Genomic DNA, 13287 nt, shown 5'->3' with positions numbered 1-13287 from the left:
CCATCTCTACTTTTGTGGGGAGGATGATGCTATTTTGGAATGCTTTTTGGCAAGACGGTTGAGTTTCTGCCAGGCAAATTGTAATTGCTGATGCAACTCTGCGTTCGGCACTGCTTCTATACCTACTTTAGGCATAACCACAATATCCAAATCATCTAGTTGCTGTTGATGCAGGCGAAAACTTTCGCGAGCAAGTCGTTTTACTCGATTTCGTTCGTGCGCACGGCGCACTTTTTTCTTGGCAACAACTAAACCCAAACGGCTGTTTGGCAGTTCGGAATGTTTTGCAAGAAAAAGGAAATGGGGTTGATGCACTTTAAAAAGCGCACCATCAAAGACTCCTTTATAATCTGCAGCACAGCGTAAACGAAGCTCTGTACCAAAACTATAAAGTGTAGTCATAACACCCAAAATCGGCAAAGCCTAACTGATTAAACAGTTAAGCTGTGACGACCTTTTGCACGACGGCGAGCTAGAACTTGACGACCAGCTTTAGTAGCCATACGAGCACGGAAACCATGAACGCGTTTACGCTTTAATTCAGATGGTTGGAATGTACGTTTCATATTGAAACTCCAAAAATGATCTTTCTATAAAGGTCCGCGATTTTAGTGCTCATTGCTTGAGCTGTCAATGCAAAAGCCATTTTCTTTTCAAATAAGACTGAAATCAAAATTGTAAATAGGGGTTAAAAAAATTGGATTCAAATACCTATATATAAGTTAACCACAATATAACTATTTGTTTTAAAATTAAATATAAGTTATTAACACTTATATCAACATAGTTATCCACAACTTATGTGAAATCTAAATTTAACTCTTGAATTTTGAATTTAAATTTAAGCTTTTCTCAGTTATCCACAAAAGAATCGAATCTTATAAATAAATTCAAATTTATAAATTTAAATTTATTACTATTAGGGTGGACTTTTTCTGTGGAAAAGCTAATTTTGTATAAAATAAACAAAAACTTAGTTTGTGGATAAAACTGTTTTTATTAATTTTATACTTTGTGGATAACTTTGTGCTATATTTTATCCACAGCTTGCGGATAAACTTATCCACACCAGCTTTTAAATTTAAATTTATCCACCATGACTGCTTTTTGCACAAAATCTGTGGAAATTGCCATGACAGATGTGGATAACTTGGTTAGAATGGCGACCCGCTTTGGTCGCGGTCAGCCTTTTTTGATTAACAATGGAATGAATAGGGGATTCACATGCTTTGGACAGACTGCTTAAATCGCTTGCGACAAGAGCTCTCTGGAAATGTCTTTACAATGTGGATTCGCCCGTTGGTTGCAGAAGAGCTGGACGATACCCTGCGTCTTTATGCACCTAATCCGTATTGGACGCGCTACATTCAAGAGCATCATCTGGAACTGATTTCGATTTTGGCCGAACAGCTATCTGAAGGTCGCGTACGTAAAGTTGAAATTCTGGTGGATTCCCGCCCAGGTGCAATTTTATCTGCCAGTGAACAGCCAGCGACGACAACAGCGGCTTTGGAATCTGCACCTGTGGTTGCGCCAGCACCGCGTCCTAAGAAAGAAAAAGAAGATTCAGGCAAAAATAGCCGTAAACGTCAGCTGAATCCTTTATTTACCTTCTCGTTATTTGTTGAAGGCCGTTCTAACCAGATGGCGGCTGAAACCTGTCGTAAGGTGTTAACCCAACTTGGGGCTTCGCAGCATAACCCGCTATTTTTATATGGCCCGACTGGTCTGGGTAAAACCCACTTGATGCAGGCAGTCGGGAATGCATTATTACAGGCAAAACCCAATGCCCGCGTGATGTATATGACTGCAGAAAGCTTTGTACAGGATTTTGTCAGTTCCTTACAACAGGGCAAGGTTGAAGAGTTTAAGAAAAACTGCCGTTCACTGGATCTTTTGCTGGTCGATGATATTCATTTGCTCGCAGGTAAAGAAGCCAGTCTGGTGGAGTTCTTCTATACCTTTAACGCACTATTGGATGAATCGAAGCAAATTATCCTCACCTCGGATCGTTACCCTAAAGAATTGACAGAACTGGATCCACGTCTGGTTTCACGTTTTTCCTGGGGGCTTTCTGTGGGGGTGGAACCACCGGATATCGAAACCCGAATTGAAATCTTGCTGAAAAAAGCCGAAAACACCGGTGTAGATTTACCACGTAACTGTGCGCTATTTATCGCCCAACAAGTGGTAGCGAACGTCCGTGAACTAGAAGGTGCGCTCAACAAAGTGGTGGCGATCTCGCGTTTTAAAGGAACGCCGATTGATTTGGATGTGGTGCGTGAGTCTTTGAAAGATGTCCTCGCAATTCGTGCCCGTACCATCAGTACTGAAAATATTCAGCGTGTAGTGAGCGAATATTTCCGCATCCCGCTTAAAGAGCTGGTAGGTCCAAAACGTACCCGTATTTATGCCCGTCCACGTCAGCTTGCAATGGGTCTGGCACGTGAACTGACTGGAGACAGTTTCCCGGAAATTGGTATGGCTTTTGGTGGTCGAGATCACAGTACAGTCATGCATGCCTGCGAAAAAGTGCAAAGCTTGCGTGAAGAAGATCCGATCTTCAATGAGGACTATAAAAACCTGCAACGCCTGTTGCAGAGTTGACCTAAAACGCTCAAATTCTGTTCTTGCTATGCGGCCTGTTTTGCCGCATAGTTAATTGCTAAAAATTCAACTTTTATCTTATTAATCTTCAGCTATAGAGGAATGTACCGTGCGTTTAAAAATCGCGAAAGAAAGCTTACTGAATGTTCTCTCACATGTCGTAGGAGCGGTTGAACGTCGCCATACCTTAAATATTCTTTCAAACCTGAAAATCCAGGTGACTGCTGAAGCTTTAACCGTCACTGGTTCGGATCTGGAAGTGGAACTGGTTGCCAGCACCCAGTTGGCTGAAGGTGCATGTCTGCAAGCCGGTGAAACCACTGTTCCAGCACGTAAGCTGATTGATATCTGTAAATCTCTACCATCAGCAGCCCTGATCGACCTGCAAATTACCGATGACCAGCGTTGTATTCTGAAATCTGGAAATAGTCGTTTTGTGCTCGGTACTTTGCCTGCAGATGACTATCCATTATTGAATACTGAAAATAACCAAGGCACGCAAGTGACTGTGACTCAGCGCGAATTAAAGCGTCTGTTTGAAAAAACGGCTTTCGCGATGGCAGTGCAGGACGTACGTTTCTACCTGACTGGTACTTTACTTGAAATTGATGCCAATCAGCTTCGTGCGGTAACGACAGATGGTCACCGTCTGGCACTATGTGAAACAGCAGCACAATCGACAGCAACTCAACCGATTCAAGCTATTGTTCCACGTAAGGCAGTCGCTGAATTGCAACGTTTATTAAGCGTTGAAGATGAGCAGCTTTCTCTGCTGATTGGCCGTGAATTATTGAATGTGACCATTCGTATGGCCAGCCGTGATAAAGAACAGGCAGATATCACAGTTCGTTTCACCACGAAACTGATTGACGGTAAATTCCCGGACTACCGCCGTGTGATTCCACGTGGTGGCGACAAGAATGTGATTATTGCGCATGACGTGTTCAAGCAATCTTTACAACGCGTGGCTATTTTGAGTAATGAAAAACTACGTGGCGTATTCCTGAACTTTAATGCTGGTTCATTACAACTTCGTGCCAATAACCCGGAACAGGATGAGGCGATTGAGGATCTAGCCATCCAGTATGCAGATGCACCACTGGAAATGTCATTCAATGCGCAATACCTGATTGAAGTCCTAGGTGTGCTAGATGGTGAAGATGTATCCATGACCATGACTGAAGCGAATCAGTCTGTACTGGTTCAGGATCCATCTCATATCGATCAGACTTATGTCGTGATGCCAATGCGTGTCTAAGCGACAGCTGAGCTAAGCCAACGCTATGCATATTACGCGTCTTCATATTGAACGTGTACGAAACTTAAAAACGGTTGCACTCCAGGGATTGCAACCGTTTAATGTTTTTTATGGCCAGAATGGTTCAGGCAAGACTTCAGTACTGGAAGCTATTCATTTACTGGCCACAGGACGTTCCTTTCGTACCCATATCCCGAAAAATTACATTCAGCATGGCGCCTCGGATGCGATTGTGTTCGCCCAATCGGAAATAGAAAAAGTCGGCATGCAAAAAATGGCAAGCGGGGAACAGCTGATTAAGGTCAATGGCGATGCGATTGCAACCCAGGGTCAGCTTGCCAAGATGTTGCCCTTACAACTGCTTGATCCACAAAGTACCGATATTATCGATCATGGTGCCAAACCACGTCGTCAACTATTGGACTGGTTAATGTTCCACGTGGAACCAGAGTTTTATCATGCCTGGCAATATTATTCACGCGCCCTAAAACAGCGGAACAGTCTGCTTAAATCCAAGCGTTTCTTGAGCCTGTCAGATCTGGAACCATGGAACCAGATGCTGAGTGAATATGGCGAGATTTTGCACTCCCAGCGTGTCGGCATCGTGGAACAGTGGAAGCCATTTTTTGAGGATGATCTCAAGCATCTACTGCCGGATCTGGAGATCTCTCTGGAATACAGTCCCGGCTTTCACAGTGAAAACGGCCTGCTGAATGACCTGACCAATCACCATGACAAAGATGTAGAACGACGCTATACCGAATATGGTCCACATCGCGCAGATTTGCGCCTCAAGACCCCTTTGGGGGATGCTGATGTGATCCTGTCCCGTGGACAAAAAAAGCTTTTAATGATGGCACTTAAACTGTCGCAAATCGCAATGCTGCATTCTTGTAATAAGGAAACTGTGGTATTATTAGATGATGTGACAGCAGAATTAGATTTAACCGCACAACAACGTTTAATTGAGCGATTGAGCCAGCTTGGTAGTCAAGTTTTTATTACCACTTTAGACCATGAATCAGTACAAAAGCACCTACATGATCTGTCTATCTCATATCAGTTATTCAATGTTGAAAACGGTACAGTTCAAGTTGTTGTGCAATAGTTTTTAAATTTTTTACCTATCTTTGGATAAACCTATATTTCACTAGGGAGAAACCATGAGTTCAGAAGATCAAGCTGCTTCTCAAACAGAACAAACCACTGAAAAAGCTTATGATTCCTCTAGCATCAAGGTATTACGTGGTTTAGACGCAGTACGTAAGCGTCCAGGCATGTACATTGGTGATACAGACGATGGTACCGGCTTACACCACATGGTCTTCGAGGTCGTAGATAACTCGATTGATGAGGCGCTGGCAGGTCACTGTGATGAAATTTTAGTGACTATTCATGAAGATGAATCAGTTTCAATATCAGATAATGGCCGTGGTATTCCGACCGACATTCATCCTGAAGAAGGTGTGTCTGCTGCAGAAGTAATTCTAACCATTCTGCATGCTGGCGGTAAGTTTGATGATAACAGCTATAAAGTTTCTGGCGGTCTGCACGGTGTAGGTGTATCCGTAGTAAATGCGTTGTCAGAAAAACTGGAATTAACTATTCATCGTGCCGGTAAAATCCATGAACAGGAATACCGTCATGGTGATCCACAATTCCCGTTAAAAGTAGTAGGTGAGACCGATAAGACCGGTACTCGCGTGCGTTTCTGGCCAAGTGCTGAAACCTTTAGCCAGACCATTTTTAATGTCGACATTCTGGCACGTCGTTTACGTGAACTGTCCTTCTTGAATGCAGGTGTACGAATCGTATTACGTGATGAACGTATCAATGCCGAATACATTTTTGACTATGAAGGCGGTTTGGCTGAGTTTGTTAAGTACATTAATCAGGGTAAAACCCACCTGAATGACATTTTCCATTTCACCACTCAGGCAGAAAACGGCATTGGTGTGGAAGTTGCACTGCAATGGAATGATTCTTATCAGGAAAATGTACGCTGCTTTACCAACAACATCCCGCAAAAGGATGGTGGTACTCACTTAGCCGGTTTCCGTGCAGCTCTGACCCGTGGTTTAAATAACTACATGGACAGTGAAAATATCCTGAAAAAAGAAAAAGTTGTGGTATCAGGGGATGATGCGCGTGAAGGTCTGACTGCAATTGTGTCAGTAAAAGTGCCTGATCCGAAATTCTCTTCACAAACCAAAGAAAAGCTGGTGTCGAGTGAAGTGAAATCTGCCGTTGAGCAGGCCATGAACAAAGCCTTCTCTGAATATCTGTTAGAGAATCCACAGGCGGCTAAATCAATTGCTGGCAAGATCATTGATGCAGCGCGTGCCCGTGATGCGGCGCGTAAAGCGCGTGAAATGACACGTCGTAAGAGCGCGCTCGATATCGCCGGCCTTCCAGGTAAACTGGCGGATTGCCAAGAGAAAGATCCAGCTTTATCTGAACTATACCTGGTCGAAGGTGACTCTGCGGGCGGTTCTGCAAAACAGGGCCGTAACCGTAAGATGCAGGCAATTCTGCCGCTAAAAGGTAAGATCCTGAACGTGGAACGTGCCCGTTTTGACCGTATGATTTCTTCTGCAGAAGTGGGTACGCTGATTACGGCACTCGGCTGTGGGATTGGTCGTGAAGAATATAACCCGGACAAGCTGCGTTATCACAAAATCATCATCATGACCGATGCTGACGTGGATGGTTCACACATCCGTACGTTGCTGTTGACCTTCTTCTTCCGTCAAATGCCGGAACTGGTCGAGCGTGGTCATATCTATATCGCACAGCCGCCGTTGTACAAGCTGAAAAAAGGTAAACAGGAACAGTACATCAAGGACAATGATGCACTGGAAACTTACCTGATTTCCAACGCGATTGATGAGCTGGAACTGCATATCAGTGCCGATGCCCCTGCGATTCGTGGGGAAGCTCTGGCCAATGTGATTACCGATTATCAAACTTCACAAAAGAGTTTGGCACGTTTAACTGTACGTTATCCTGCAAGCTTGCTGGATGCCTTGATTTCACTGGAAGCATTCAAGCTAGATCAGCTGGAAGATAAACCTTATGTGGAAACTTGGGGTGAAGACCTGCGTGCTGCGATTGAAAAAATCCAGCCAAGTTTACGTCCTGAATTGAGTCTGGAGCGTTTTGAAAAAGATGTTGATGGCCAGATCGTAGAAAGCTGGTTACCACGGATTACAATTTATGTGCATAACCTGCCACATCATTACCTGCTAGATGCTAGCTTGCTCAGCTCAAGTGAATATGCGCGTTTACTGAAAAACTCGAAAAGCTGGTTCACGCTGCTTGAAGAGGGTGCTTATTTACAGAAAGGTGAGCGTAAGATTCAGGTCAGCAGTTTCCATCAGGTTTGGCAGCATATTCTGCAAGACTCTCGCCGCGGCATGATGATCCAGCGTTATAAGGGTCTGGGTGAGATGAACGCAGACCAGTTGTGGGAAACCACGATGGATCCGGAAAACCGTAACATGCTACAAGTGACGGTACAGGATGCGATTGAAGCAGACCGCATGTTCTCTTGTCTGATGGGAGATGATGTAGAACCACGTCGTGCCTTTATTGAAGAAAATGCCTTGAATGCTGATATTGATACCTGATCCATCGGAATAAATCGAAACGAAAAAGCGCCTTTTAAGGCGCTTTTTTTACGTAAATTTTCTATTAATACCAGATGAACTGTTTAGAATAATTTTAATCTAAGCAGTTTTTAGACCAATGATCCGCTGATATTAGGTTTCAAAAAAGCCTGGTTCAGGAGAATCAAGTCTTATTTATAAAGAGGTTTATCCATGGATAGCCAGCTTGAAGAAATACGTGAGATCTGGGCAAATGCATTCTACAGTGGCGACTATGATCTGCTGCGCCACTATGAACATCAGGACTTTCAGGTGATTTTTGAACAGGAAGGGCGTGTAGAAGGAAGTTATCTGCGTTATGACCGGATTGCTCATGCGGTACAAAACGGCGTATGGAAACCGCTGAAGCCAGAAATAGAATATGAAGAATACGAGTACAATGAAGACCAGACCGAATGCCGGATCTTGATTGGACTGGAAAATAATAAACAGCGTCTTCAGGAGATCTGGAAGCTAGAGGATGAATGGAAAATTCTAGAACTTAGATTTTTGAAATCCTAAACTTTCGATGATTTATCAAGTTAATTCGAAATTTTCTAAAAATACTTGAATAGTGTTATTTTAAATCTTGCTTAAACCCTGATCAATTGTGTGGATAACTACAAAGTTATCCATATTTTTTATGTGAATAAGATAGTATTTATCCACAAGTCATATTGTCTTTCTTGTTTTTCATTTTTTAAATTCAAATTTACTTTCTATATCTTGTGGATAAGTATTTTTAAATTTAAAATAGGGTTTTGAATTTAAAAGACTAGCTGGAGCCATATCTTCTCTGTTTTTAAAATTGACCAGTTCAGGTGATTTTTTATCTGTTTTTAATGGAAAAATTATATAAATAACTTAAAAATTAATAGCTTATGTTAATATTATAGATTTAATTAACAATCAGCGTGGAACATATTTTAATTATAAAAATCTTCACTGTAGTTAAACTACATAATTAATTTAATAATCAAGTGAAATTTCATTTTTTTCAATGAATCATAGGGTTATAGATTTTTCTAACTTTTACTTCTATAGCTTAGTCTTTTAAGCTGGGTCATCACCTGACCTAGTGCCAGTTCATCTGATAACAGGCAATAGATCTGAACTTTTAAAACTGAAAATAGAAAAAATACGATTTATAAAATAAGTGTAAAAATAAAAAAAGCGCCTAACGGCGCTTTCTATTTTTTTAACCATTCTATTTATGGGGTCAGAATAACTTTACGACAGTCTTCTTCTTTTTTATCAAAAATACGGTAACCTTCCGCAGCATCTTCCAGTTTCATGCGATGGGTAATAATCAGATCTGGAGACAGATCTCCATTTTCAATATGTTCTAGCAACTGCGGCAAGTAATTATGCACATGAGTTTGTCCCATTTTAAAGGTTAAACCTTTGTCAAAGGCATCACCAAACAGGAAGCCATGAATTGGACCAGCATAAACTCCAGGTACACTCACCACACCGCCGCGGCGGACCGCTGCAATACATTGTCTTAACGCTGAACCACTCGAACCTTCTAATTTCAGGTTAGTCATTACGGTTTCCAGCATGCTGCCTTTGGCTTCAAAACCGACCGCATCAATGACGGCATCGACTCCACGATAACCCGTGGTATTTTGAATGATAAATTCAGCGGCATCGACTTCATCAAAATTGACCGGAATCACCCCATAGGTTTGATGTGCGAAACTCAGACGATAAGGATGGTGATCGACCATAAAAATCTGCTCGGCACCGAGCATCCGTGCACAGGCAGCAGCCAGCAGACCAACTGGGCCAGCACCATAAATCGCCACACTGGAACCTCGACCAACTTGGGCATTGTTCACTGCTTGCCAGGCGGTTGGTAGAATATCGGTCAGGAATAATACTTTTTCATCAGGCAGGGAGCCTGGCACTTTAAATGGTCCGACATTGCCCTTGGGGATCCGCACATATTCAGCTTGACCACCCGGTATACCACCATACAGATGGCTAAAGCCAAATAAAGCTGCACCCGGTGGAATCTGTTTTTTATTGATAATTGCACCACGGCCGGTATTGGTATTTTCACAGGCAGCCATCAGTTCATGTTCACAGAAAAAGCAGTGACCACATGCAATCACAAAAGGAATAATGACCCGGTCGCCTTTTTTGACTTCTGTGACTTCAGGGCCGACTTCTTCTACAATTCCCATAAATTCATGGCCGAAAATATCGCCATCTTCAGTGGCCGGAATTTTACCCCGGTATAGGTGCAGATCTGAGCCACAGATGGCAGTCGCTGTCACCCTTAAAATGACGTCATCTGGTTCCTGAATCACTGGATCTGGAACGGATTCAACTCGTACATCCCGAGCACCATGATAGGTAAGAGCACGCATGCGGATTTCCTCTCTCTAGTTCAACATTAAACAGACTCGTATCAAGGCTGCCAAAAATAAAAAACACTTTTATTAGAGCCTTATGCGCCAAGAAACCGCTGTAAATTAATGTATGAAATAAGATATCCGAGTGTTTAAAAAATAAACTTATATAGGATTTGCGTAATTCACTACAAAATATGTCAAAAATGGTTTCGATGAAGAAATCAGGGAAAAGATGGAGAGAGCAATATATAAAAAGTATAAAAAAAGAGATTAGCTCCAGTTGTAGCTAATCTCCAAGATTTGAATCAAGGTTTAAAACTTAACCTTCCTGAAAAGATTGCTCCAAACTTTCCAGCTCCATCATCAGTTCTAGCATTTGCTCTTCGGCAGTTTCCAGTTTCTGTTTCAGTTCTGTCTGCTCATTCATGAGTTTTAGCAAGTCATCTTTACGTGCAGCTTCATATAAAGCGCTATCTGCCAGTAATTCTTCAATTTCTGCCAGACGCGGCTGTAGTTTGTCGATTTGAGCTTCACATTTTTCAATATTCTTGCGAATCGGACGAGTCTGCTCACGACGCTGGGCGGCCAGTTTACGCTGTGCTTCCTTATCTACTTTGGCTACAACTACAGGTTTAGTTTCTGTTTCTACTACCTGTGCTTTGGCCAAGGCGTTCTGCGCATTGATCTGCTGTTGACACGCTTCACGTAACCATTTGGCATAGTCCTGCAGATCGCCTTCAAATTCGGTACAACGTCCGGCATGTACTAACAATAATTCATCACATACTGTCGCAATCAATTGACGTTCATGCGAAACGAGTACCACCGCACCTTCAAAATCCTGCAAAGCCATAGTCAGGGCATGGCGCATATCCAGGTCCAGGTGGTTCGTCGGTTCATCCAGAATCAGTACATTTGGACGCTGCCAAACAATTAAAGCCAAAGCCAAACGTGCACGTTCACCCCCAGAGAAATTCTCACATGGAGTATCCATGCGCTCACCGCTAAAACCGAAACTGCCGAGGAAAGAACGTAAAGAAGCTTCACTAATTTTTGGATCGGCGATACGTGCCAGTTGTAGCATTGGGCTGGCATTAGCATCCAAAGCATCCATCTGATGCTGAGCAAAATAACCAATATTGAGTAATTCTGAGGCCTTGCGTTGACCATTTAATAACGGCAAATCTCCGACTAAGGTTTTGATCAGGGTTGATTTACCCGCACCATTCATCCCCAATAACCCAATGCGAGAATTTGGAGTGATTTGCAGGTTAATTTTGCTGGCAATCGATTTATCGCCATAACCAATTTCCGCCTGTTCCAAGGCCAGAAGTGGTGAACTCATTTTGGTCGGTTCACGGAAACTGAAGGTAAAAGGTGTATCGACATGAGCAGGGGCGAGATCCTGCATGCGCTCCAGCATTTTAATCCGACTTTGGGCCTGACGTGCTTTGGTCGCTTTGGCTTTGAAACGGTCAATAAATTTTTGTAGATGTGCCCGGGCTTCCTGCTGTTTCTCAAAGGCCTGTTGCTGTTGTGCCAGACGCTCGCTACGGGTCACTTCAAAAGTTGAATAATTGCCAGTATAGAGAGTCAGTTCCTGATTTTCGATATGCAGAATATGATCCGTCACGGCATCCAGAAAATCACGGTCATGCGAAATTAGCACTAAAGTGCCTTCATAGGCCTTTAACCAGTCTTCGAGCCACAAGATCGCATCCAGATCCAAGTGGTTGGTTGGTTCATCGAGTAATAGCAGGTCTGAACGGCTCATCAGGGTACGGGCCAGATTCAGACGCATCCGCCAACCACCTGAAAAGCTGGAAACATCTAGACGGATCTGATGATCCATAAAGCCTAAACCGGCCATCAACTGAGCTGCTTTAGAGGGAGCGGAATAGCCATGAATCTCGTCAAAACGGCCATGTAGCTGTGCCAGTTCTGTATCGGATAGCTGCTCTGGGTGTGCCAGTTTGGCCTGTATATCCCAATACTCTTCATCGCCTGACAGAACAAAATCAATGGCCGGCATATCTAGCGCTTTAATTTCCTGAGCCATATGCGCCACTGTCCAAACGGATGGTCGGGTTAGCGAACCTTCATCTGCACTGAGCTCACCTAGAAGAGCCGCAAACAGGGTCGATTTTCCTGCGCCATTCACGCCGGTTAAACCAATTTTCCAGCCGGGATGAAGCTGCATGGAGGCTTTTTGAAATAACACTCGCCCACCACGGCGTAACGAAACTTGGTCTAACTGAATCATTGAACTTACTAACAAGGGCAAAAGAGAATGCCGCTATTCTAAAGGAAAGCCGGAAGAAAACAAAAAATCTTCGTTGCAGTTTATCCTGTTCAGGCTTTAAAAATTTAGGTGGTGTTTTAAAAAGTATGCTGACATTAAATGAAGCCATTATTGATGTAAAAGAAAGTTGAGTCGAAGGCTTTAAAATGGTTTTCAAGCTTTTTGGAGAAATTACAACTTCTTCTAAAACCACGCCTTATTCGATGCCTTATTTGCAATTATTACCTTCAATTCCTACAGTAAATAACTTACCAATATTTTGCTTGCAGTTTTTAAAAGCAGTGATGAAACTGTCCCAATGATCACTTGCTATTCGGGTGTAGTGAATACCTAATTGTTTAAGCTTTGTCTTCAACCTTTGGACTGTAGCTAAATCTCTCTTACCCCAAACATAAGCAACAATCTCACCTGTTTCTCGATGGTAGGCGTAAATAAGCCATTGTTTATTATTTTTATTTCCAACAAAAGTCCAGAATTCATCTACTTCGAGAGATTCATAAGGACTTTGTTTAGGCTGAATTTGATAGGCCCATTCAGTTAAAGTCCGTAAGACTTTACCGATACTAATGCGCTCAACTTCAGCGATATCTCGTATACCGCTGCCTCTGACCATTCACTGTAATATTTTACGAGTAATGCCAGAATTACATCTTAGATAGCTCAGAGCATGGTCACCAATAAACTGACGTTTGCAGTCTTTGCATTGGTAGTTTTGTTTCCCATCTACTTTGATGCCATTTTTCTTTATACTGTCACTGAGGCAGGTTGGACATTTGATTTCTAGAGTTATTTGCATTTCTCTATTTTATCAAAATTCAACCTGCTTTTTTTTAGCATACTTTTTGATACACCACCTGGATTTAACCAAGCAGGGTATCTATGACGCTGGCATGATGACCGTATTAAAACGGGCACGCTGTACTGTAGAAAGAACTAATTTCGAATGCTCAATTAGTGGTGAATAGTTTTAAAATCATGTATATCTTTGTAACTACATCGAATGAAATGTAATTCAAAGTAATCAAGTTAAAATATTAAGATACTGATATATTTATAAAAAAATAAGATGAAAGAAATCAGAAAAAGCTGATTTATCTTTATAGGCCAAAAAGC

The 13287-nt window shown here is 42.4% G+C and carries 9 protein-coding genes and 2 pseudogenes; 6 read left to right on the top strand and 5 right to left on the bottom strand.

The features are described 5' to 3' along the window. Positions 1-6: 6 nt before the first annotated feature. Positions 7-402, bottom strand: coding sequence for a ribonuclease P protein component (rnpA, locus tag C3F22_RS14410; RefSeq protein WP_034706193.1), 396 nt, complete (start codon positions 400-402; stop codon positions 7-9). 29 nt (positions 403-431) lie between these two features. Beyond that, positions 432-566 carry a 50S ribosomal protein L34 gene (gene rpmH / locus C3F22_RS14405; RefSeq protein ID WP_000831329.1) on the bottom strand — a complete coding sequence of 45 codons (135 nt, stop codon included), beginning with the start codon at positions 564-566 and terminating at the stop codon, positions 432-434. A gap of 658 nt (positions 567-1224) precedes the next feature. On the opposite strand from rpmH, the gene dnaA reads away from it, so the two are divergent. The 5 genes from dnaA (at position 1225) to C3F22_RS14380 (ending at position 8034) form a co-directional block, all read left to right on the top strand. Beyond that, complete coding sequence (gene dnaA, locus C3F22_RS14400) at positions 1225-2607, top strand: chromosomal replication initiator protein DnaA (protein ID WP_004780349.1); 1383 nt, start codon at positions 1225-1227, stop codon at positions 2605-2607. A 109-nt stretch (positions 2608-2716) separates the two neighbouring features. Further along, the gene (dnaN, locus tag C3F22_RS14395; protein ID WP_104426793.1) at positions 2717-3865 is read left to right on the top strand and encodes a DNA polymerase III subunit beta; all 1149 of its coding nucleotides are present in this window, start codon (positions 2717-2719) and stop codon (positions 3863-3865) included. Positions 3866-3890: 25 nt separating this feature from the next. Then, the gene (gene recF / locus C3F22_RS14390) at positions 3891-4973 is read left to right on the top strand and encodes a DNA replication/repair protein RecF (protein ID WP_104426792.1); all 1083 of its coding nucleotides are present in this window, start codon (positions 3891-3893) and stop codon (positions 4971-4973) included. A gap of 55 nt (positions 4974-5028) precedes the next feature. After that, positions 5029-7494, top strand: a complete 2466-nt coding sequence (gene gyrB, locus C3F22_RS14385; protein ID WP_104426791.1) for a DNA topoisomerase (ATP-hydrolyzing) subunit B — start codon at positions 5029-5031, stop codon at positions 7492-7494. Positions 7495-7686: 192 nt separating this feature from the next. Further along, positions 7687-8034 carry a hypothetical protein gene (locus C3F22_RS14380; RefSeq protein ID WP_004780355.1) on the top strand — a complete coding sequence of 116 codons (348 nt, stop codon included), beginning with the start codon at positions 7687-7689 and terminating at the stop codon, positions 8032-8034. A 689-nt stretch (positions 8035-8723) separates the two neighbouring features. Here the strand turns inward: C3F22_RS14380 and C3F22_RS14375 are convergent. From C3F22_RS14375 to C3F22_RS14365, 3 genes and pseudogenes are all read right to left on the bottom strand, one after another. Beyond that, positions 8724-9887 carry a zinc-dependent alcohol dehydrogenase gene (locus tag C3F22_RS14375; protein WP_104426790.1) on the bottom strand — a complete coding sequence of 388 codons (1164 nt, stop codon included), beginning with the start codon at positions 9885-9887 and terminating at the stop codon, positions 8724-8726. 304 nt (positions 9888-10191) lie between these two features. After that, positions 10192-12135: an ATP-binding cassette domain-containing protein gene (locus C3F22_RS14370; RefSeq protein WP_104426789.1), complete on the bottom strand. Its 1944-nt coding sequence runs from the start codon at positions 12133-12135 to the stop codon at positions 10192-10194. Between the two features lie 134 nt (positions 12136-12269). Beyond that, positions 12270-12970 (bottom strand): annotated as a pseudogene (locus tag C3F22_RS14365) (IS1 family transposase). A 58-nt stretch (positions 12971-13028) separates the two neighbouring features. Between C3F22_RS14365 and C3F22_RS14360 the strand changes: the two are divergent. Further along, positions 13029-13139, top strand: a pseudogene (locus C3F22_RS14360) (putative solute-binding protein); the annotation flags it as partial. Positions 13140-13287: the final 148 nt, after the last annotated feature.

The sequence above is a fragment of the Acinetobacter sp. ACNIH1 genome, from assembly GCF_002934695.1.
Taxonomy (GTDB): domain Bacteria; phylum Pseudomonadota; class Gammaproteobacteria; order Pseudomonadales; family Moraxellaceae; genus Acinetobacter; species Acinetobacter variabilis.
This window is presented reverse-complemented; position numbering and strand designations above follow the sequence as displayed.